23 protein-coding genes and 1 tRNA gene are annotated in these 22,297 nt (G+C 34.2%); 9 read left to right on the forward strand and 15 right to left on the reverse strand.

Annotated features, from left to right (window positions below):
- Nucleotides 1-18 precede the first annotated feature (18 nt).
- The 4 genes from selB to selD are packed head-to-tail and all read right to left on the reverse strand — an operon-like array spanning nucleotide 19 to nucleotide 3,868.
- Nucleotides 19-1,896: a selenocysteine-specific translation elongation factor gene (gene selB / locus C7P63_RS03570; protein ID WP_125942780.1), complete on the reverse strand. Its 1,878-nt coding sequence runs from the start codon at nucleotides 1,894-1,896 to the stop codon at nucleotides 19-21.
- A 13-nt stretch (nucleotides 1,897-1,909) separates the two neighbouring features.
- Nucleotides 1,910-2,173, reverse strand: coding sequence for a putative Se/S carrier protein (locus tag C7P63_RS03575; protein ID WP_125942781.1), 264 nt, complete (start codon nucleotides 2,171-2,173; stop codon nucleotides 1,910-1,912).
- A gap of 30 nt (nucleotides 2,174-2,203) precedes the next feature.
- Nucleotides 2,204-2,806, reverse strand: coding sequence for a sulfurtransferase-like selenium metabolism protein YedF (gene yedF, locus C7P63_RS03580; RefSeq protein ID WP_125942782.1), 603 nt, complete (start codon nucleotides 2,804-2,806; stop codon nucleotides 2,204-2,206).
- Between the two features lie 30 nt (nucleotides 2,807-2,836).
- Nucleotides 2,837-3,868 (reverse strand): selenide, water dikinase SelD, encoded by a 1,032-nt coding sequence (selD, locus tag C7P63_RS03585; protein WP_125942783.1) that lies wholly within the window; start codon nucleotides 3,866-3,868, stop codon nucleotides 2,837-2,839.
- Nucleotides 3,869-4,132: 264 nt separating this feature from the next.
- Here selD and C7P63_RS10265 point away from each other — a divergent pair.
- Nucleotides 4,133-4,229: transfer RNA gene (locus C7P63_RS10265), tRNA-Sec, on the forward strand.
- Between the two features lie 193 nt (nucleotides 4,230-4,422).
- On the opposite strand, the gene C7P63_RS03590 is transcribed toward C7P63_RS10265, so the two are convergent.
- Nucleotides 4,423-4,929 carry a hypothetical protein gene (locus C7P63_RS03590; RefSeq protein ID WP_125942784.1) on the reverse strand — a complete coding sequence of 169 codons (507 nt, stop codon included), beginning with the start codon at nucleotides 4,927-4,929 and terminating at the stop codon, nucleotides 4,423-4,425.
- 215 nt (nucleotides 4,930-5,144) lie between these two features.
- Here C7P63_RS03590 and C7P63_RS03595 point away from each other — a divergent pair, with 215 nt between their 5' ends.
- Nucleotides 5,145-5,774: a hypothetical protein gene (locus C7P63_RS03595; RefSeq protein ID WP_125942785.1), complete on the forward strand. Its 630-nt coding sequence runs from the start codon at nucleotides 5,145-5,147 to the stop codon at nucleotides 5,772-5,774.
- A gap of 9 nt (nucleotides 5,775-5,783) precedes the next feature.
- On the opposite strand, the gene C7P63_RS03600 is transcribed toward C7P63_RS03595, so the two are convergent.
- The 4 genes from C7P63_RS03600 to C7P63_RS03615 all read right to left on the reverse strand — a co-directional run bounded on the left by C7P63_RS03600 (nucleotide 5,784) and on the right by C7P63_RS03615 (nucleotide 10,815).
- A complete protein-coding gene (locus tag C7P63_RS03600; protein ID WP_125942786.1) occupies nucleotides 5,784-6,188 on the reverse strand; it encodes a hypothetical protein in 405 nt (134 codons plus the stop codon).
- Nucleotides 6,189-6,311: 123 nt separating this feature from the next.
- Nucleotides 6,312-8,081 carry an LPXTG cell wall anchor domain-containing protein gene (locus tag C7P63_RS03605; RefSeq protein WP_125942787.1) on the reverse strand — a complete coding sequence of 590 codons (1,770 nt, stop codon included), beginning with the start codon at nucleotides 8,079-8,081 and terminating at the stop codon, nucleotides 6,312-6,314.
- Nucleotides 8,082-8,285: 204 nt separating this feature from the next.
- Nucleotides 8,286-10,229, reverse strand: coding sequence for a dihydrolipoyl dehydrogenase (gene lpdA, locus C7P63_RS03610; RefSeq protein ID WP_125942788.1), 1,944 nt, complete (start codon nucleotides 10,227-10,229; stop codon nucleotides 8,286-8,288).
- A 157-nt stretch (nucleotides 10,230-10,386) separates the two neighbouring features.
- Nucleotides 10,387-10,815: a MarR family winged helix-turn-helix transcriptional regulator gene (locus C7P63_RS03615; protein WP_125942789.1), complete on the reverse strand. Its 429-nt coding sequence runs from the start codon at nucleotides 10,813-10,815 to the stop codon at nucleotides 10,387-10,389.
- Between the two features lie 133 nt (nucleotides 10,816-10,948).
- On the opposite strand from C7P63_RS03615, the gene C7P63_RS03620 reads away from it, so the two are divergent.
- From C7P63_RS03620 to C7P63_RS03635, 4 genes are all read left to right on the forward strand, one after another.
- A complete protein-coding gene (locus C7P63_RS03620; RefSeq protein WP_125942790.1) occupies nucleotides 10,949-11,401 on the forward strand; it encodes a DUF3290 family protein in 453 nt (150 codons plus the stop codon).
- 23 nt (nucleotides 11,402-11,424) lie between these two features.
- On the forward strand, nucleotides 11,425-12,054 hold the full coding sequence (locus C7P63_RS03625; RefSeq protein ID WP_125943068.1) for a DUF421 domain-containing protein: 630 nt from the start codon (nucleotides 11,425-11,427) through the stop codon (nucleotides 12,052-12,054).
- Nucleotides 12,055-12,092: 38 nt separating this feature from the next.
- On the forward strand, nucleotides 12,093-12,437 hold the full coding sequence (locus tag C7P63_RS03630; protein WP_125942791.1) for a hypothetical protein: 345 nt from the start codon (nucleotides 12,093-12,095) through the stop codon (nucleotides 12,435-12,437).
- A gap of 80 nt (nucleotides 12,438-12,517) precedes the next feature.
- Nucleotides 12,518-12,733, forward strand: a complete 216-nt coding sequence (locus C7P63_RS03635; protein ID WP_125942792.1) for a hypothetical protein — start codon at nucleotides 12,518-12,520, stop codon at nucleotides 12,731-12,733.
- A 32-nt stretch (nucleotides 12,734-12,765) separates the two neighbouring features.
- Here C7P63_RS03635 and C7P63_RS03640 read toward each other — a convergent pair whose 3' ends face one another.
- The 3 genes from C7P63_RS03640 to C7P63_RS03650 form a co-directional block, all read right to left on the reverse strand.
- The gene (locus C7P63_RS03640; protein WP_125942793.1) at nucleotides 12,766-13,605 is read right to left on the reverse strand and encodes a PRD domain-containing protein; all 840 of its coding nucleotides are present in this window, start codon (nucleotides 13,603-13,605) and stop codon (nucleotides 12,766-12,768) included.
- A 90-nt stretch (nucleotides 13,606-13,695) separates the two neighbouring features.
- Nucleotides 13,696-15,552 carry a beta-glucoside-specific PTS transporter subunit IIABC gene (locus tag C7P63_RS03645; protein WP_125942794.1) on the reverse strand — a complete coding sequence of 619 codons (1,857 nt, stop codon included), beginning with the start codon at nucleotides 15,550-15,552 and terminating at the stop codon, nucleotides 13,696-13,698.
- A 263-nt stretch (nucleotides 15,553-15,815) separates the two neighbouring features.
- Nucleotides 15,816-16,412: a GNAT family N-acetyltransferase gene (locus tag C7P63_RS03650; RefSeq protein ID WP_125942795.1), complete on the reverse strand. Its 597-nt coding sequence runs from the start codon at nucleotides 16,410-16,412 to the stop codon at nucleotides 15,816-15,818.
- Between the two features lie 157 nt (nucleotides 16,413-16,569).
- Here C7P63_RS03650 and C7P63_RS03655 point away from each other — a divergent pair, with 157 nt between their 5' ends.
- Entirely contained in the window at nucleotides 16,570-17,526 is a 957-nt protein-coding gene (locus C7P63_RS03655) for a sugar-binding transcriptional regulator (protein WP_125942796.1), read from the forward strand.
- Between the two features lie 47 nt (nucleotides 17,527-17,573).
- Here C7P63_RS03655 and C7P63_RS03660 read toward each other — a convergent pair whose 3' ends face one another.
- Entirely contained in the window at nucleotides 17,574-17,768 is a 195-nt protein-coding gene (locus tag C7P63_RS03660; protein WP_125942797.1) for a hypothetical protein, read from the reverse strand.
- 404 nt (nucleotides 17,769-18,172) lie between these two features.
- Here C7P63_RS03660 and C7P63_RS03665 point away from each other — a divergent pair, with 404 nt between their 5' ends.
- Both C7P63_RS03665 and C7P63_RS03670 read left to right on the forward strand, forming a co-directional pair.
- Complete coding sequence (locus C7P63_RS03665) at nucleotides 18,173-18,553, forward strand: effector binding domain-containing protein (RefSeq protein ID WP_125942798.1); 381 nt, start codon at nucleotides 18,173-18,175, stop codon at nucleotides 18,551-18,553.
- 110 nt (nucleotides 18,554-18,663) lie between these two features.
- Nucleotides 18,664-19,371: a YjjG family noncanonical pyrimidine nucleotidase gene (locus C7P63_RS03670; RefSeq protein WP_125942799.1), complete on the forward strand. Its 708-nt coding sequence runs from the start codon at nucleotides 18,664-18,666 to the stop codon at nucleotides 19,369-19,371.
- Nucleotides 19,372-19,406: 35 nt separating this feature from the next.
- On the opposite strand, the gene C7P63_RS03675 is transcribed toward C7P63_RS03670, so the two are convergent.
- Entirely contained in the window at nucleotides 19,407-20,543 is a 1,137-nt protein-coding gene (locus C7P63_RS03675; RefSeq protein ID WP_125942800.1) for an RtcB family protein, read from the reverse strand.
- Between the two features lie 104 nt (nucleotides 20,544-20,647).
- Nucleotides 20,648-22,240, reverse strand: coding sequence for a CTP synthase (locus C7P63_RS03680; protein ID WP_125942801.1), 1,593 nt, complete (start codon nucleotides 22,238-22,240; stop codon nucleotides 20,648-20,650).
- Nucleotides 22,241-22,297: the final 57 nt, after the last annotated feature.

Genomic DNA, 22,297 nt, shown 5'->3' on the forward strand with positions numbered 1-22,297 from the left:
ACTAATTGTTAGCTTGTTTTAAGCTAACACTCGGTTATTTTCCACTCGTTTGGTAATGCCTAGTTCATCTAAATGTTCTAAAAACATCATGGCATACTTACGACTAGTATCCATTTCATCACGAAATTCCCCTAATGTTAAAGAGCCATTTTCAGTAATATGCTGCTTAACAAAGTTAACACCATGATTAAACGTATCCATGTGAATAATCGTCTCTGGATTTAAATAATAGATAGAAACTCCGTTTAACGCCTCTAATACTTCCTTAGCATTAGGACTGTCTGCTAAAATTTCTTCAACAGATGGCGGGGTTAGCCCTGACTGTTTTAGAACCTTTTCAATTCTTTCTTTCTCTTTTAACTGATAAGAATTATAACTCACTTCAAAATCTGTTAACTTAATTAAGCTACCAGTAACTTGAACCAACTGTTCTTCTTTTAGATATTTCAGCATCGCTTCTAGTTCTTTCCCTTTAAATTGTCCAAATTTCGAACGGAATTCTTCTAGGGACATCCCTTGACGCAATCGATATTTTTTATGATAATTTTCTAACACTTGTTCCATTTCTACTAAGGAACGGTTGACTTCTTCCATTCCTAAAAATGTATGACTAACAGGGAAAACCTGTCCTTTTACAATTAAATCATCTAGTGTGTCTCTGACTAAGTCTAAATTAGCATTCAAGTATTCAGCAATTTCTTTAGCAGTTTTAAATTGTTTGATTTTATTATTTAAATAATCTAAAATTAAATCTTCAAAATTTCCCTCTTCTTTAATTTTAAGACTAGCTAGAGTTTCTTCATTAAACCGGCGATGTTTAACAGGATTGGCTTCTAGTACTACGCCGCCACCAATAGTCACAACAGGCGAATAGGAGCGAATAATAAAGTGATCTCCACTTTTTACTGCTACCTGCTCTTCTAATCGCAACTGAACAAATCCTTCTTCTCCTGCTAATATCTTGTCCACTCCTAAAGGAACAATTCTTCCTCTAACTTCTTTTGTCCCAATATGTAAGTGAACTCGGTCCCAAAGCTCTAATTGGTTTTGTGGTAAATTTAAACAAGTAATTTTAGTGTCTAACATCCAAGTTGGTTCCACATTAGCTTTTGTGGTTAAGACAGAGCCTCGGCCTACCTCATCTACTCCTATTTTAGTTAAATTAAGAGCAGTTCGTTGACCAGGATAAGCTAACTCTTGATTGGTTTCATGCACTTGAATATTTCGTACTTTCGTTTTAATTTCACCTGGATAAGCAATCAGCTCATCCCCAATTTTTAAAGAACCGTCTAACAATGTTCCGGTTACTACAGTACCAAACCCTTTAACAGAAAAAGAACGGTCCACATTTAAACGAGGAGCTGCTTCAACAATGTCTGTTGATAATTGTTCAACTTTTAACATGATAACTTCTTTTAACTTATCAATCCCTATATTTTCCACTGCATCGGTTTCAATAATCGGTGCCTGTTCTAAAGGCGTGCCTTTTAAGGACTCTTGGATGTCTTCATAAACGATTTCTCTTAACTCTTCATCTACTGCGCCAACTTTCGTTAGAACCACAATAAAGTCTTCAATACCTAAAAGAGTTAAAATATCCATATGCTCTTTAGTTTGTGGCATAATTCCTTCATTTGCATCGATGACAAGTAACACTAAATTAATGCCAGCTACCCCTGCTAACATATTTTTAATAAACTTTTCATGGCCAGGAACATCTACAATCCCGATTCTTTCTCCATTTGGTAAATCAACGTAGGCAAATCCTAAATTAATGGACATGCCTCGTTCTTTTTCTTCTCGAGTAGTATCTGTTTCAATACCTGTTAAACGTTTAATCAGTGTTGTTTTTCCGTGATCTATATGTCCTGCTGTGCCAATGACAATATGTTTCATCCTATCAAATCCCTTACTTATCTTCTAATGGTTCAAATGTTTTTTGAAGTCCATCGGTTACAATGCGGTAATAAGCGGTTTTAGTAAACCTTTCCTGTTGTAAAAAGTCATTAATTTGCTCTATATCAGTAGCTTGAAATTTTAAAGACAAACCACAGCTAGCAGTAATCGTTTCTGGTGTAGGGATTAACCGAGCTTTTAAAAGACCCGCTTCTTTCACCCTAGTTTCCATTGTAATTGCTTGATGGGTTGAATCAAATACTAGTAAATACTCCACCGCAAGTCTTCCTTTCTTCTAATGCCAGATTTAAGGTTTTACAACCCGATTAGCTTCTCTCATTAATTCCACAATTCGATACATATTAGTAATTTCTGCCAATTTAATCTGATCTGTTACACCGTAAAAGTTAGCACAAGCTCCGCAAGCATAAACTTCTACTCCTTTATCTAAAAGAGTTTGTAGATCCTCTAGCACATCGGATCCTTCTACAGCTAAATGAACTCCCCCGTTGTATAACACCACTTTATCCGGTAACACGTCTTGTTCTGTTAAAGCGTAAAAGAAACTTTTCATCAGAGTCGTTCCTAAAACGTCATCTCCTCGGCCCATCACTTGCGTATCACAAAAGACAGAATAAGACTCTCCTTTAACTTCGTTCACTTCAACATGAGTCATTGGCATACATACTTCATCATCTGCTTTGTTTTTATCAATCACCACAGTATATTCTTTAGTAGAGACTTGGTTCATTGAATAGCCATAGCCTAATTGTTCCGCCATTTTTTTTAAGTTTTGAGTAGCAATTTCATTATCTACCACAATTTCAACAACATCAGTGGTACGTAAAGCTTTCTTTGTTTTAATAACTGGAACAGGACAAACGTCTCCGATTGCATTAATTTTTTCCATGATTTTTTCCTTCTTTCATTACTTGATCAATTATTTGATATAAATCTCTTTTTCTAATGGAGAAACAACTTCTCCAATTATTTTAGCTGGAATGTCTGCTTGATTTAAATCTTGAAGTAGCTTTTCAGCTGCGTCTTGTGGCACACTAACTAATAATCCTCCTGATGTTTGAGGATCAAATAAAATTTCTTCCATAGCATAGTCATCTATTTCAAATGAAACTTTATCTGCTAAATAGTTACGGTTTCGTTGACCACCTGCTGTAATTAGAAACTCTTTAGCACAGCGGTAAGCATCTTCTATATAAGGCAATTTTTCTGTTTCAATAATAGCACTACGTTCTCCGTGAAGCATTTCTGTTAAGTGACCTAAAATACCAAAACCAGTCACGTCGGTACATGTCGTAACAGGATGCTCACGAATAATTTCTGCTGCATATTTGTTTAACGTTGTCATAGAAGTCACTGCTTCTTTAAAGGCTTCTTCAGTCGTTTCGCCTACACTATAAGCAGTAGTAATAATGCCGACTCCTAATGGTTTTGTTAAAATTAACACGTCTCCTACTTGGCAATCATTATTAACTAACACTCGGTCAGGATGAATGGTGCCTGTTACAGATAAACCGTATTTAGGAGTGGAGTCATGAATAGAGTGGCCACCTACTAATAAACCACCTGCTTCTTGTACTTTTTCTGAACCACCTAATAAAATTTCTCCTAAAATATCAATATCCATGTCTTCTGGGAAACAAACAATGTTCATAGCAGATAAAACATCTCCACCCATAGCATACACATCACTTAACGCGTTAGTCGCTGCAATTTGACCAAATAAATAAGGATCACTTACCATCGTTGGGAAAAAATCTAGTGTTTGAATTAAAGCCAGTTCATCACTTACTTTAATCACTCCAGCATCATCCGTTGAGTCAAATCCTACTAATAGTTGGTCACTCATTGTTTGTGGCAATTTATCTAAAATTTTAGATAAGTTACCTGGGCCAATTTTGGCATTACAACCACCACAAATAAATAATTTACCTAAATCTTTTGTTTCTTCCATTTGACACACTCTTTTCTAAAAATAGTCTATAAAAAATTATCCTTGTTCTATAACACGCTTACATTATAAGATAACAAAAACTCTTCTCTAATTATTCATGTTCATTATAGCATAGTATCTCTATAGTAATTAACTGGAATAAAAATTTTTTATTAATTTCTTATCTTGTTCCCCTTCATTATTTTTAATTCTTCACTTTTAATCCCTTTTTTAATTTTAAGGTTGACGACCTAGTTTCCATGTGTTATTCTAAGTTTGTTATTTGGGAGTGGATGGGTTCTGGTGTTCCCTCTGGTCTTCAAAACCAGCATGAGGAGTTAGTAGCTTCTTAGGTGGGTTCGATTCCCACACATTCCCGCCATTTGAGATAATTTAGCTTAAAAACATATAAAAAAAACGTCTAACTTATTTTGTTAGACGTTTTTTTATATCCCACTTTATTTTAAAGAATACTGCTTTTATAGCTAAGTTAACAGAAGATTTTTTTCCTTTAAAGAAAAAGAAAATCATTAAATAGTAATTTTCTACTAAAAAAAGACATCTTTTATGTTAACTTAACCTGCCACTTCTACTTCCTTAGCTGAAGTTAGGGTTTTGATTGCGACTGTATAAACAAATTTCCCTTTTGATTTTTTCAATGTCCATCCCATAACTCTGGAAGAACGTGAACCTTTCATTGCTTCTTTCATCGCTTCTTTTGGTTCTTTCACATGGGTTAATTCTGCTAATCCAAAAACTTCTGTGGATTGATTGGTTACCTCTTTAGTGCCAGTTAACGTTTCCCCTGTATTAGCGTCTACCACAAATTTATCGTCTTGATTAAAGAAATAATAACCATAATACTTATACCAATCATTTTTCTTATCAGCTAATTCTGAAGGCTCAAAACTAATTTGGGTTAACTCTTGTTGATTAGTGGCTTGTTGATATTGAGTAATAGCTTCAGATAAACTTATTTGATAATCTTGATACTGAATATCTACTTTGGCCATTTTATTTGAACACCCTGTCATCATTATTACTGAAACAAATAAAACTAATAGACTAACTACTTTTTTCATCTATAATTCCTCCTTAACTAATTGTTTTAACTTAACCCTAGTATAGTGGAAATTATGTCAGGCTTCCATGTGATTGCCTAACATCCATCTAACAAAATTGTTAGGTAACAAAAGTTAGCATTTTACTAATTTTTAGAATTAAGCTACCTATCCTTTTTTAATTCTGTTAAAATGGAAACCATATGCAACAAGCAGAAGAGAAAGGAATCATTTATATGAACAATTTTTTAATTTTAATTGGAGGTTTAGGCACAGTTATTACCCTTATACTCTATTTATTGAATATAAAAGAACAGCGAATAACCTTAGCTAAATTGGTATTAGCTTCTTTAGCTATTTTATTCATTGGATTGGCGGTTCCCCTTAGTTTCAAAGATAAATATGCTGGCTTATTTCCAAAAGATAAAACATGGTTAGCGGTTAACTTAGATGAAAAAAAAGAATTTAAAAACCAAGTAAAAAAAATGGATACTTTAACTGGTGCTAAATACACTGTCGCTGAAATTTATACAAAACAATGGGAAGTTTATCAATATATTAACGAAAAAGACTATCAACTATCAGAAGAGGAAGCAAAAGAAATCACCTCTTTTTCAAAAAAAGTAAGCACTTTGTTTAATCAAACCTATAAAAATATGGAAGAAGAAGGCTTTGAGCAACCAGAGGATGAACAATTTTTCAGAGATTTTAAAGGGGCTAATAAAACCTTCCGAAAATTAACCATAGACATTCGGGATCAACAACTAGAAGAAGCCAAACAATTGGGACAAGTTTTAACACAAAACCATGACAAACGACAAAGCATGTTAGATCGTTTAGAAGAAACAGATAAGAAAAATCCTTAAAGGTTTTTCTTATCTGTTTTTTCGTTGCCAATTAAATAAAATAGATAAAATCATCACTCCAAAACTTCCAATTAGCGTAAAAGTAAAACTAATGACTTTCACATAAGTTATCCACCCTATTTTTTTATGAGTCAATTGAGAGGGTTTTTCTAATGGCTCAATCTTTTTAACTGCTAAAACTTCTTTTTCTATCAAACGAATCGGCTTTTGCTCAACAAATTCACTGGTTTTTAATGAGTTAAAGGATGAGTCTCCTGGTTTGTTTAAGGACAAACAGGCAGCTGGAATGACTAAATCCGAATGATCTACTTTGACATTGGCGTCCTTAGTCAAGTGATTAATAGACTGGGAAAAGAGACTAATCGAGATAACTAACCCACTTAATAAAAAAATAGACATATAATATTTAACCATTCCCCTCACTCCTTTTTATCATCTTATTTTAATCTTTTTTTAATAATACTAGTATACTTTGTTTCAGAAAAAGTGCAAGAAAAAAGAATCTAGCTCCTTTTAACAGGTAACTAGATTCTTTTTTTAGTTAGAAGATTTACGTTTAACTACAACTGTAATGACTCCTGTTATTAAGATAATTCCGGCAATAGTTAACCAACGTTTCTGACTTTCACCTGTTTGAGGTAACAAACTATTGCTTCCTAAGCCTAGGCCACTTCCACCACCAAGACCACTATTATTTTGACCTAAACCAAAAGTTAGCGCCTTTTTAGTTGTTTTCTTAGTAGTAATGTTCAACGTACTAGTTGGATCATATTTATCCAGTGACACATTATAAACACTTAAATCTCTATCATAGCCAACAGCTGGCGATTTTTCTTGAATAGTATATTTTCCGTAAGCTAAATGGTCTATTTTTCCTTGACCATTTAATCCAATTTTTACCGTTCCAATTGTTTTGCCTAAAGGATTATTAATATTATACACACCACCTACTACCGGCTTTTGACTATCTTGATCCGTTACTTGTAGCTGAATCATTCCTAAACGGTCAAGGGTTTCTGGTGTTTCTTTATCTGTTTCTTTCGCTTCATTTGTTAACGTGATTTGTCCCTTAGGATTATTCTCATTTATTTTTACAAAATGCGTGGATGAATCTAATTGATAGCCTAAAGGAGCCCGTACTTCTTGAATCATATAAGTTCCGTAAGACAGTGAGGTCAGAGCGCCAGTACCATCTCGTTTCGTAATGATCTGACCAACATATTGATCATCAACATCGTATACTTTTAAAACTGCTCCAAATAAAGGTTCTTTGGTTTTGCTATCTAGTTTTAAAACATCAATGCTCCCTTTCCCTTCTTCTGGAGTGGGAGTAGGAATTTCTGATTCTATTTTTTTGTTAGTAATGGTTAAAGAAGCTTCTGGTGCTTCTTTTGTAAGGGTAATTGTTTCAACCCCTTCATTTTTTTCATAGCCTAAAGGAGCATGAACTTCTTTTAACGTATAAGTACCAAGAGCCAGGCGTTTCATTTTACCGACACCTTTAAGGTTAGTCATGATATGCCCTTTAAACCGATCTTTTTCATCTCTCACTTCAAAAATAGCCCCAAACAATTTAGCTTGTGTTGCTTCATCTACTTTTGTTAGGTTGATTTTACCCGGTCTTTTTTCTAATGGTAATAAATCGGATAATTTTTTAGAAGTTAAGGGTAATAAAACTAGAAAGTTAGGGGTCTGTTCATCTAAATCAACGATGTGAATTTGATCATCAGTTTCATACCCTTCCGGAGCTTTTATCTCCCTAATAAAATAAGTACCAGGTTCTAAATCAGTTAGTTTACCTATTCCTTCACTATTGGTTTTAATTATTTTACGGAAAGTTCCACGGTCATTAGTTATTTCGAATTCAAATCCTGTAATAACTTCTTTTGTGTCTGCATCAGTTTTTTTAATTTCAATGGTTCCTTTTTTACTAATTGTTACATTAGGTCGACTTGTTTCTTTTGTTTCATCAGAAATTGCCCCATCTAATTCTTTTGGTAATTCCTTAGAAGGATTATTTTGTTCTTCTGATGACTCCTCTTTTCCAACAGAAATAGTTTCTTTTGGTGTTTCTACTTCTACTTCTGTCTCAGTGGTTTCTGTTTCCTCTTTTTCTGCAGAATCCGTCTTTTTATCTCTTAATGTATCCAAAAGAGACGGTTTATTTTTTAACCAATCTGCTGTGTCTAATTTATGAAAAAGAGATGTTTTTTCTGGCTTTTCTGTCGCTGCATAAACTGTTGGTGCTAAAACTTGACCAAACATTAACAGCAAAGCAATACTTATAATCATACGCTGTTTTTTCATACATTTTCCTCCTTAATTAAAACACATCTTATATTTTATAGTGTACCCCAATCTTCTACGACTCTCAATTGTTTTGCTAGAACTTTTCATACCAGATTTTGTAAAGAATGACCGCTAAATAAAAAGTAGGCCAATGACAAGCATTCGCCTACTTCGCTCTATTAAAAATAATTTTCTGAGTCTTACCTCTTTACATTATCTCAATTAATTTTGATAATGTAAAGCCCCTATAGAAAATCCTAGAGTAGCTTCATGGATAACTTCTCCGGTCGTTGGGTGAGCAAATACCGTCTGAAGAATTTGTTTTTCAGATAGATTAGAGCCAATCATCAAGGTTAAACTGCTGATTAAAGCAGAAGCTTCTGGCCCTATAATAGTTCCTCCGATTAATTGTTGACTATCTAAATCTTTCATTAATTTAATAAAACCTTTTTCCTCTCTCATAGTCAACGCTTTTCCATTCGCTTGGAAAGGAAATTGACTAATAGCAAGATTAGGATAAGTTAGCCGAGCTGTTTCTTCATTTAAACCAACTGTGGCAATTTCAGGATCTGTAAAAATAACACTTGGAACCAAGTCATAGTTTAAAGTATGATTGTGGCCTAACAAATGATCCACTACACAAATACCTTCATGAGAAGCTACATGGGCTAGCTGCATACCACCAATTACATCTCCAATACCGTAAATATGAGGAACATTTGTTTCTAACTCTTCATTTACGACAATAGCTTTTTGATCCTCTCTTAACTCTATATCCGTATTTTCTAAACCTAAACCATCTAAATTGGCTTCTCTTCCCACAGCTACCAACACTTTTTCACTAGCAATGAAGAAGGAATCTGTTTGGTTAACTGATTGGCATACTGCTACCCCTTGACCATTTTTCTCTTGATGAAGAGATTGAACTGCCGTTTGAGTTAACACTTGAATGCCTTTTTCTTCTGCTATTTTTTGTATTTCTAAAGAAACCTCTACATCTAACATCGGAAGTAAGTGATCAGAAAATTCTACCACTGTCACCTTAGTTCCAAAATTAGCATACATAAAAGCAAATTCCATCCCGATAACTCCGCCACCAATAATTGTAATAGAGTCAATCGTTTCAGGATAAGACAGCGCAGTCGTACTAGTTAAAACGAAGTCCTGCTCTATACCTGAAATAGGCAACTTAGAGTGCTTGGATCCTGTTGCAATAATCGTATCCGTTGCTTGAATAACATACTGAGTATCCTTATTTTCTACCAACACTTGTTGATTGTTTTTAAACTGAGCTTGTCCTTTGATTAACTTAATCCCTTGTTCATTAACTAAAGAATCAATCCCTGACACAAGTTTTTGACAAATAGCCTCTTTTTTCTCAAGTACTTTCCCCATATTAACAGAGTAATCAGAGACTTCTATCCCAAATTCTGCTGCTTGCGTAAATTGATGATAAACTTCAGCAGATTTTACTAAGGCTTTCGTTGGAATACAGCCAACATTTAAACAAGTACCACCTAATGCTTCTTTTTCCACTAAAACAACTTGCTTTCCTTGTTTAGCAGCGTACAAAGCAGCTACATATCCACCAGGTCCTGCACCGATAATCAATAAATCTGGTGTTAGTTCAACTTCTTGCTTAACTGCTTTAGACTGAGAACAGTTTGATGGCTGTGTCTCTCCTTCTATTTCACATAAAACAGTGCCTGTCATAACTTTTTCCCCTGTATTGACTAGCACTTGTTTGACTATACCATCACTAGGCGCTAACACTGGCACAGTCGACTTATTGCCTTCTAATTGAAATAGTTCTTGATCTTGGACGACCTTATCTCCCACATTTATATTAATCTCTGCAATAAGAGTCTGACTATCTGGTGCCACTTCGTCTGTAACAGATACTTTAACAACCGATGTATCACAACAGTTTGGCTCAAGTTGTTTTACCTCTAAAATGGCTACCTCATTTGTGACCTCTTGTCCCACTTCGACTAAAACAGCCTCAATCTGATAACTTTCCTCTGCCAAAACAGAAAGAGAAGATTTACTTCCTTCTAATTGTAGTAATTCCTCCCCTTTAGCTACTACATCTCCTACTTTTACACCTATCCATTCTACTTTTGTTTGAGTATCCTGATCTAATTCATGTGTTAATCTTACTTTCAACTTTATACCTCCACTCAGTTATCTTTACCTATTAATTTGTGATTGATATCACTTTCACAAGTTACTTTACACCTAAAAACTTGCTATGTAAAGTAAAAAAATAGATAAAAAAAAGAGCTGTCAAGCAGCTCTTGTGATTTAATCTAGTCAGTTACACTTATTTATTTGTTAAATTATCAACCATTTTTTCTAAAACAGCTTTAAAAACATCTAAATCTTCTTGTGAAATATCTTGTGTGGCATCTTGATGAAATTGACTCCCAATTGGTAATAGAGCCTCTCTTTTTTCATGTCCTTTAGCGGTTAAGGCAATATGCATAACACGACGATCCTCTAAATCCTTTTCCCGTTGACAAAGATTTTCTTTTTCCATTCGGTCCAACAATCTTGCCACAGAAGACTCTTTAGTATTCATTTTATCTGCTAACTCTCGCTGCGATAAACTTTCATCTTCACCAAGAAAGAATAGAGCCGTCCACTTTGCATAAGAAATATCTTCTTTTTTTAACCGTTGATTAAAAACATCTGTGATTTCTTTTGATGCTTTCTTTGTAATAAAACCAATACAATCTGTTAGATTAAACATCTAATAACCCCCACTTCTTAGTAACAAATTTAGTATACATGATTAATAAAAAAAAACAATGAAACTTTTTATCTATAAATTGCTCCTACAACTGCTCTGATTGTGATAGGATGAATAAAAAGGAGGGACTTGTATGAACTTTTATTCCTATCAGTACTTTTTATCCCAAGCAGGTACTGCTGGTAAAATAAGATTTGTAATAACTGCTGGTTTGTTGCTTAGTCTAGCTATAGTCCTTGTTAAGTGGCTGCAACATAAAGAAGCGACTAAATATCGAGATCTGTTCATCTTACTACTGTTAAGTTTGTTTTTAATTAGTCTTTTACAACTCAACGACTATAAACAAGGAAAAATCCATCAAAACCAATCTGCTCAAATGGTTGAGTTTTTGGATACGGTTAGTACCAACCTCCATATTCCAACTAAACAATTAGCAGTCAACAATACTAGTCTTAAAGACGGGATGGCGTTACAAGCCGATAAACAACAAGTCTATTTCGTTCATTTTAATGAAGATTTTTCTGCCTACTCTTTAGAAGAAAGTTTTCTGACTAGACAAACAGAGATTATCCAAATTAACCAATAAAGGAGACTTAATTCGTGCCTATTATGCCGATTGCTATTAAATTAACGCTAGGAATTATTACTTTAGTTATTCAAATCAATTTAACAGGAAAAGGAAACTTAGCTCCTACTTCTGTTTTAGACCAAATTCAAAATTACGTCTTAGGTGGAATTATTGGTGGAGTGATTTATAACCCACAAATCACGATTCTACAATACTTAATCGTCCTCCTTATTTGGACATTACTAACAGTTACCTTAAAATATTTAAAGGAACATATCCCTCTTATTAAACAATTTGTAGACGGTAAACCTGTGATTTTAATTAGTAATGGAGAAATTAATGTATCTGCTTGCCTTAAATTAGGCTTGTCTGCTAACGACTTGATGTTTAAACTAAGAAGTGCTGGATACTCTGATACTAAATCCATTAAACGAGCTGTCCAAGAACAAAATGGTCAACTTACTATTATTCAATACGGAGAAGCCAGTGTAAAATTTCCTTTAATTACAAATGGCGTCATCGTGGAAGAAACTTTATTGTTAATCGATCAACCAGAAAGTTGGTTACTAGCTGAACTAGCTAAACAGTCGATTGCTTTATCAGACGTGTACTTAGGAGAATATGTTCATGGCAAGCTACAACTAACTCTATATCCCAAACCTGCTGGGTAAATTAACCCTTTATTTATTATCATTAGGAGTGATGTCAAATGTCTCAATCTCGTGTCAAAAAATTAGATCAAGTTCTTTCAAAATTAACTTTAGCTTTATTAAGCTTAGCTGTTTTAATGACTTTTTTAACTAAAAATCAAGCAGCAGTATCTTGGCTAACCTATTTATTAATTGGTTTAGTGATTTTATTACTTATTTTATCTTTTGTTCGTCAGTGGCTACTATATCCTAAACCAACTAGCGAAACTCAGCCAATTCTCTTGCCTAAAGTAAAAGGTGATGGCTATGCGATTAATCCTCATCATCCTTTTGGTATCTTTCTCTACCTCTTAATTTGTATTATTTTAGTTTGTGGTCTCTTTTTTACCCTAGTAAAAAAATAACTGGCTTTTTAGTTGCAGTTCATCTAAAAAGTGATAAACTTATTTTATGTTAATTTTTTATTATAAAGGAGTAAACAAACATGAAAAAAGGTAAATATCCCCCCAGAATCAAGCGGACTGTCCAAACCTTGGATATCTCGCTACTTATTTCTATTTTATTCGGTATTCTATTAATTCCCTTGAGCTATATTCTTGATATTGGTGCTAACCATTTAGCTCCGATTATGTTACCGATTATACTCTTGTGGATTGGGGTTTTAACTATTTATCGTTACCTGTTTACCCATGAACGCTAGCAAAAAAGCCATTCTTCCTATTAGAATGGCTTTTATTTATTTTCAGCAATCACTCGCTGAATATGTAAAGTTAAATACAACAACTCATCTTCTGAAACATGATAGCTTTGAGCGTTATCTAAATAAGTCCCAATCTTTTTAGCACAGGCAAAGGATTTAGGATATCTTTCCTTAACTACTGTTACTAAAAATTCATCTCCTTTTGGGAAATACTCCTTCATTAGCACACGTTGAACAAAATAATTTAAGTGTGTCACCAGTCTCTTGTAATGAAAGCTTCTCTCATCTAATAAGATACCAAAGTTTTTTGAAATAATTCCTAAAATATCTTTAACTATTTGAACACTTTCCAAAGTAGCTCCAAACTGATTAGATTGGTTGCTGTTTTTAATAAAATGTAACGTAATAAAACCAGCTTCATTATCTGACAAATCAAGAGGATACTTGCTTTCAATTAACTGACAAGCTTCTACTGCTACTTGGTACTCTGTGTCATAGATTTTTTTAATATCTGTTAATAACGGATTAGGTAAGGGAAGACCGTCTTGCAACCGTTGTAGTAAATAGTGAAGATGATCTAGGAACATCAAACACTGTAAATCAGAGAACTGATAGCCTAACCTTTTTTCTGCCAAAGTAATTATTTGTTTAGCTAATGCTAATTCACTATTATCCATCTCTAGTAAAAGGTGAGAAATATCTAACTGTTGGGTAGTTCCTTCTACAACAAAGATTTTTTGAATAGCAGATGACGGAATTTCTTCGCCTTTTTTCTTATCAAAGGCTAGTCCTTTCCCCATCACAACCACTTCTTTTCCTTCTGAGTTGATAGAAAGCACTACATTATTATTTAATTTCTTAACAATTTTCATCTAAACTCATCACCTTTTATTAGGGTTTACAAGCAAATAATCTGAGATGGTACCATCTCAGATTATACTATTAGCATACCATATCTTGTTTTATTTCACTACTGTTAAGAATGCTTCCCCTGTCACTACCTCTTGTTGATTCAAATCCAGTACATCTAAGTAATCCCCTGAATTAGTAATAACAATCGGTGTAATTGTTGGCTTACCTGCTTGTTTAATCTGTTCTAAATCAAAAGTAACTAATAAATCTCCTGGCTGAACTTGGTCACCTTTTTTTACATGTAACTCAAACCCTTGTCCCTCTAATTCTACCGTGTCCATACCTATGTGTAATAAAATTTCTATGCCAGAAGTTGATTTCAAACCTACTGCATGTCCCGTTGGAAACGCAATTTCTACTGTGCCTGTTACAGGGCTTCGTAATTCTCCAATGGTTGGTTCAATAGCAATCCCTTTGCCCATAGCACCTGAACTAAACACAGGATCCGCTATATCTGATAACATTTTGACCTTACCAGTTAAGGGACTAACTAATATTTCTTTAGCCACTCCTTCTTTTGATAAGTGAGCATCACTGGTTGAACTTGTTTCTTTAGGTGCTTCCACATCAAACCCTAACACTAATGTCAAAATAAAACTAAGTAAAAAGGCAACCAATGTGCCAATAATCGCACCAGTTACATTAGAAACAATTCCTTCAATCGGACTGATAAAAGTTGGAATACTTAGTAAACTAACAATCCCCATAGCAAAAGCTTTGGTACCACTAAAAGCCACAATTCCTCCACCTACAGCCCCACCAATACAAGCAGCAATAAAAGGTTTCTTTAATGGTAAAGTCACTCCGTAAACAGTAGGCTCGGTAATCCCAAATAAAGATGTAATAGCAGAAGAAAAGGCTAAAGCTTTTCGTTTACTGTTTTTAGTTCTTAAAAAGACTGCTAAAGCTGCTCCTCCTTGAGCAATAACTGCTGGAAGTAACATTGGTACCATTGTGTCATATTTTGATAAAGATAAATTAATCATCCCAATTGGAATAAATCCCCAGTGCATACCGAACATAACAAATACTTGCCAAAAACCACCCATTACAATCCCAGCTACGACAGGACTAAAATTATAAACACTGGTGTATCCTTTACTTAAAACATCTCCAATTAATGTGCCGATTGGTCCAATAGCGATGAAGGTTAAAGGAACCATGATTAATGCTACTAATAAAGGAACCATGATAATTTTTATAAAATCTGGTACCACTTTTTTTATGAATTTCTCCACATAACTTTGAATCCACACAGATAAAATCATAGGAATTACTGTTGAACCATAACCTGCTAACGGCATAATAACTGGCATACCTAAAAATTTAACAGGAGGCTGTCCAGCTAAAGCAACCATACTTGGATGCATTAACGCAAATGCTGTCATTGAGGCAATATAAGGATTTACTTTAAATTTCTTAGCAGCTGTAAAAGCTAATAGAATAGGCAAGAACATAAAAATACCATCTGCTGCTGCAAATAAAATTTGATACGTTCCACTTTTATCTGACAACCAACCTAGTGTCGTAAATAAAATTAAGAAACCTTTTAACACCCCAGAACCTGCCATAGCTCCTAAAAATGGAGTAAAAATAGATGAAATAATATCAATTAAACGGTTAAAAAGATTTTGGTCAGTAGCACTGTCTTCAGAAGTTTGGTCTCCTAATATCTCTGTTAACTCTTGGTACACATCTCCCACTTGGCTACCAATCACAATTTGATACTGACCACCACTTTGAACAACTTGAATAACATCTTGATTTTCTTGAATTTCTTTCGTTTTAGCTTTGGATTCATCTTTTAAAGAAAAACGTAGTCGGGTAGCACAATGTACCACGGAATTAATATTTTCTTTTCCTCCTACCAAAGTTAAAATCTCTTGGGCTAAAGCTTTTTTATCCATGACTATCTCTCCTTTTTTCATAATAGGTATGTTGCACTAGACTGATGCCAGTACTCCCTTTAAATGGCCAATAAAAAGGGACAAAAAAACCTGAATTGAAAAGAAATAATCATGTCCAAATAAGGGGTTCTCCCCTAATCATTATTATCTCTTTACAACTCAGGTTTTGCCTAGTCATCCATAGATGAGTAGTAACAATCCTAGAAATTGTCTCTATTCACTTAAAGGTAGTTTAACAAAATAAACTTGATAAAGCAAGCGCTTTACTTAGTTGATTGAAAGTCACTTTCTAACATAGCCATTAAATGGATATCAACCCATTGTTTATCAAATAGAAAAGCTTCCCGTTTAGTTCCTTCATTTAAAAAGCCACATGTTTCATAAACATGTTTAGCTTTCGGATTAAATTCATAGACTTCTAATTCAATGCGGTGCAAGTTTAATTCTTGAAAACCATAGGCTAACATAAGTTTGGTTGCTTCAGTCCCTAAGCCTTGATTTTGATAATCCTGACTAATCAACATTCTATAGTGACAAGTATTAGTTGATTCTTGCCACTCATTTAAAACAACTTCCCCAATCACTTCTTGGGAATGATTAGCATAAATAGCTAAATCTAACCGGTTACTTTGCTGATTTCTTGTGTCATACCATTGTTTAGTCAAATACTCTTCTTCACTGGTCTGCTTTTTATTGGCTGCGTCAGTAGAAGTAACAGAACCAGTTAGCCGCTTGATCTCTGGCTGATTGATTACCTCATTCATAACTAACCAATCTTCAGATTGAAAAGGGCGTAACGTTACATTTTCCCCGATTAACGTTGGTTTTTTAGAAAAATGTGGCCAGTGAAATTCTTGCATGATAAGTTCTCTCCTTTTTTACTCTTCATTTAACTAACTAAACTCTTAATTTTAGTATACCATGTTATCTCTTCTGTTTCTCTTACGGTCTGCCAATTAATGACTCTTTTTTTAAACATATGATATACTTTAAGCATATCCTTTAGGAGGTGTCAATTTGAACTCAGTCCCTAAGCATCAACTTATTCACTTATTCCATGTGGCTTCCATGTATCATGAACAGTTACTATCTATCGAGGAAATAGCTAGATTGACTGATCAATCATCTAATGACGTGAAACAATTACTCAATTTGGCCCAGCAACATCCTTTTCTGCGAATTGAGTTAACTAACCCTCTAGAAGAATGTTCCAAATTAGCGACTCTTATTCAGCAACGGTATCACTTAAATCACGTAGAGGTTTATCCAAGTTTAGCTACTGACTATCAACAAATTTTATCAGATGTAGGGCAACAAGTGGCTATGTACCTTAATCAATTGGTACAAGACGGAGATAAAATTGGAATAGGTTTTGGCAAAACCATGTATAGCGTGGCCGAACACCTATCTCCTAAGCCTTTACAAGGTGTTAGTATTGTTCAATTAAAGGGAGGAGAAACTCATAAAAACATTCAACACTATTCTTATGATGTTTTATCTTTATTTGCTAAAGCTTTTGAAGCAGATTTAACCTTATTGCCCCTTCCTTTATTCTTTCAACATCCTGAAACGAAACAAAGGGTACTAAAAGATCCAGCTATTCACGAATTAATGCAAGCAGGACTTGAAAGCAATATTGCTATTTTTACAGTTGGGTCTGTGTTTAATGACTCTATGTTAACTCATAGTGATTATTTTTCTCCAGCTGAGATTACTCAATTAAAAAACCAAGCAGTGGGAGAAATTCTTTCCCGATTTATTGATAAAGAAGGACAAATTGCTTGTCAAGACATTAACCAACGAACAGTGTCACTTGACCTTCTTGCATTAAAAGAAAAACAACATAGTATTTTAGTCGCCACAGGTGCACATAAAGTGGATACTATCCATAGTGCATTAAAAGGAGACTATGCTAATACTTTTTTTACTGATATAAAAACAGCAACACAATTAACCCAAACTTATCTTAATTAAAAAAGCTTTCCACCTAGTTGATAAACACTAGATGGAAAGCTTTTGAGCTAACCATTTAATTGATCATAAAATTGTTTAGAATCGACTAAAGACCATCCTGTCTTCTCTCGAATAAATCGAATAATGCCAACCATCTCTTTATGATTACGAATATCTGCCTTGACTTGGTTTAATTCGCTTTTGGTTAATCGGCGAGTCTGCCTATCTTTACAGAAAAAAGAAATACCTAACAAGTATACCATTAAAAGTCCTCCTAATAAATTAGGCCAAATACTTGTGTAGCTAGTAGAGCGATCCATCAATAAACTTATCAATAATAATACCGAATAAAATTGTGGACTTTTAATTACTTCTTTAAATGTTCTTCTTCTATATGGACTCCTTTTCACCTAAGCTCACCTTCTTTCTTATACTGTTCTTCTCTATTATACACATATTTATTGTTCATTATCAAAGTTATCTGTTCATCTTATTTTCACATGACCCATTATTTGCCTCTTTCATCCATTCCTCATTATTTTATCGCTAATTTACCGATTAATTTTAAAAAACAGTTTATTTTATCATCATTTTATAAACAATTAACCTTTATATTTTCCACCTTGAATAAATTATGGTAGCATAACAAAAAAGGGGGTTAAATTTTATGTTAGTTTATGAAATTGATGCTATACAAACTCATTCTATTACCACTAATCTCAAAAAAAGTATGCAAGAATTATGGGAAGTAGCAACCATTAGCTTATCTAATTATAAAGGGGCTCGGTATGTTGTTTATCATCATTATCATGACCCTGGTATAGGTGATTTTACCTTGTCTTTAGCTACAGAAAGCCTTGTAACAGATACACCTTTAGCTATGCCAAAACAAACCTTTCGTAAGTTCTCCACCAAAACTTCCATTACTAACCTTTGGAGTCAAATTCATCAGTTAGAACAAAGTGGTGAACTACGTCGTGCTTTTACCTACGATTTTGAAAAATATCTACCAAATGGTCAAATCGAGCTATACGTTTCTGTCTGTTAACTAAAAATCATCCTTTTTTATTGACAAAGGGGTGATTTTTTTGTATATTGATTAGAAAAACAAAAATAAGAATAAATCTCATTCAATCATGATAGAAAGGATGTGAGTACATGGGATACAAAAAAATTATTTTTGATTTAGATGATACTCTTTTAGATTTTAAAGCAACAGAAAAAAAAGCCTTATCAGATGTGTTAACTACTTACGGTATTCCTGAAACACCTGAAAATGTCGCCTTATATCAAGAAATTAATAACAAATATTGGCGCTTATTAGAATTAGGTAAACTGCAACCAAGCCAATCTATTTCTTCCCGTTTCGATGAATACTTTGATGTATTGGGAGTTAAAGCAACAGGAGAAGCTGCAGATGTTATTTTTAGAAAAAGACTTGCAGAAGGACATCAATTAATGAATCATGCGGATACCTTACTACAACTCCTTAAACAAAAAGGTTACCAACTTTACGCTGGCACGAATGGTTTTGGAAAAATTCAGCGACAACGCTTAGACAACTCTCACCTCAATCATTATTTTGATGATTTATTTATCTCAGATGAGATTGGCTTTGCTAAACCAGACATTCGCTTCTTTTATACTATTTTTGACCGAGTAAATCTTCATCGAAAAAATGAAATCATCATGGTGGGTGACCGGTTATCATCAGATATTTTAGGTGCCTCTAACGCAGGAATTGATAGTATCTTTTTCCATCCTTATCAACAAACTTCCTTCGAAAGAATTCAGCCAACCTTTACTGTTCATCACTTATTAGAAATCTTACCTTTAATGGCTACCAGTCAAAAACGAGCGAGTTAACTGAAACTATTTCAGTCACTCACTCGTTTTTTGTTTTATGTCGCTTTAAAATTATAAATAGGAGAAATATGATCGGTAATTTCCACTGTATCTCCAATCGCTTCTTGAATCATGTCAGCCTTTTTATAAGCAAAAGGGGCTTCATCTAACGTTCTTTTACTAATGGAGGTAGAGTAAACAGCTGCCATAGTTTCTTTAAAATCTGCTAAAGAAAGCTTATTTCTAGCTTCTGTTCGACTCATTATTCTACCAGCTCCATGCGGGGCCGAATAATTCCAGTGAGGATTGCCTAAACCGGTACAGATAAGTGATCCGTCTCGCATATTTAAAGGGATGACTAACCGAGTTCCTTTGCTTGCATCGGTTGCTCCTTTTCTTAGTAACTGACACTTAATATCAATGTAGTTATGCATAGAATCAAAAGTATCTACTAATTGCCACCCCATTTGCTTAATAATCCTCTCTCCCATCAGTAATCGATTGTTAACAGCAAATGCTTGAGCAATTTTCATATCTGTTAAATAATCTTCTAACAGCTGACCTTCCAAATAAGCGAGATCTTTAGGCACTGGGATAAAAGTTTTCCCCTCTTCTCTAGCCACTTCTTCTAAAACCTGTTGATAATCTTGTGCTAATTTTTGATGGTATCTTGCAATTTGATGTCCTAAATTTCTAGAACCAGAATGGATTTGTAAAAAATACTGTCCTTTTTGGTTAGTTCCTAATTCGATAAAGTGGTTACCTCCTCCAAGTGTGCCTTGAGATAAATGGATACGGTCTGGATTATCCACTGAAAAAGTCAGTTGATCAAGTAAATGAAAAGGCTCTGTAATAGGTAAAGGATGAACGGAGAAACCTGATGGAATCAGTAACTTGATTTGCTGATCTAGTTTAGCTAATTCTTTAGGATTGACTCCTTTCACTTCAAACACGCGAATTCCACAGCCAATATCTACTCCAACCAGATTAGGCACAACTTTTTGATTAAAAATCGTCAAACTAGTACCAATTGTAGAGCCTTTTCCAGCATGTACATCTGGCATGACTCTAATACGTTCCCCTTTTAAAAATGGTTGCTCTAGTAGTAACTCAATTTGTCTTAAAGCATTTTCTTCCACTTCGTCTGTAAATACTACTGCCGAATTGTATGTCCCAGTTAATGTGAGTTCCATCCTTTCCATCCCCTTTCCTTCTCTATAGTTAGGCTACCATAAAATACAAAAAAAGACCTGTTTTAACTTAACAAGTCTTCTTTTCATTGTCTATCACTCACTATTTAATTTAATGCTGCCTGAATAAATTGATTAAACAAAGGTTCTGGACGATTTGGCCGAGATAAAAATTCTGGATGATACTGACAAGCTACAAAAAAGGGATGATCAGTTATCTCAACAATTTCGACTAACCGATTATCTGGTGAAACACCTGAAATAGTCATACCAGCTTGTTGAAATGCTTCTCGGTACTCATTATTAAATTCATATCTATGCCTATGCCTTTGGTCAATTTCTTTTTGTTGGTAAATGCTAAAAACTTTTGTTCCTTCCTGTAATACACAAGGATATAACCCTAAACGAAGAGTTCCTCCTAGCTCTTCAATATTTTCTTGATCTTTCATCAAATCGATAATTTTATCTGGTCCTTTAGGATTTGTTTCTGCAGAATGAGCTTCTGGTAAATGTAACACATGTCTTGCAAACTCAATACAAGCTAGTTGCATGCCTAGACAAATACCTAAAAAAGCTACCTGATTTTCTCTAGCATATTGAATAGCTACCATTTTCCCTTCAAGTCCTCTATCCCCAAAACCTCCAGGAACTAAAATACCATCCATTTGGGATAACATGTCAGATACATTGTCTTGAGTCAACTCCTCTGCTTGAATCCAATGAAGGTTAACATGAGCATCTTGCTCATAACCTGCATGATTTAATGCTTCTACCACAGATAAATAGGCATCTGGTAGTTCCACATATTTTCCTACTAAAGCAATATGTACTTCCTGTTTTAAATGTAACACTCGTTGCTCTAATAATTGCCATTCTTTCATGTCAGCTGGAGGCACAGTTAATTTTAGCCGGTCACACACTAGTTGATCCATGCCTTGTTTTTGTAAAAGTAATGGAATAGAGTACAACGTATCTACATCTCTTGACTCAATAACTGCTTCTTCTGCTACATCACAAAATTGTGCTAATTTTTGCTTCATGGCTAAAGTAATTGGTTCTTCCGTTCTAAGAACTAAAATATCTGGTTGAATGCCTAAACTTCTTAATTCTTTCACACTATGTTGGGTTGGTTTAGTTTTCATTTCTCCAGCAGCCTTTAAATAAGGAATTAACGTAGTATGGATATATAAAACATTATCTTCCCCTACATCTTGTTTCATCTGTCTTAAAGCTTCTAAAAAAGGTAATGACTCAATATCGCCAACTGTTCCACCAATTTCAGTAATAACCACATCTGCTTCACTATGTGTTCCAGCTCGCTGCATCTTGTCTTTAATAGCATTGGTTATGTGGGGAATAACTTGAACTGTTGCGCCTAAATAATCCCCTTTTCGCTCTTTACGTAAAACTTCTGAATAAATTTTTCCAGTAGTAACATTAGAAAATTGATTTAAACGAATGTCAATAAACCGCTCATAATGTCCTAAATCTAAATCCGTTTCACATCCATCATCTGTGACAAATACTTCCCCGTGCTGATAAGGACTCATGGTACCTGGATCCACATTAATATAAGGATCAAATTTTTGGATAGTAACCTTTAGTCCTCGGTTTTTTAATAATCTACCTAGTGAAGCTGCTACAATTCCTTTACCAATTGAAGATACTACTCCACCTGTTACAAAAATATACTTTGTCATCCTCATCACCCTTTACTTTTTCTTGAGGGAAGCCTTTAAAATAAAAAAACTCCCTAT

Source organism: Vagococcus humatus (assembly GCF_003950325.1).
Lineage (GTDB): Bacteria > Bacillota > Bacilli > Lactobacillales > Vagococcaceae > Vagococcus_C > Vagococcus_C humatus.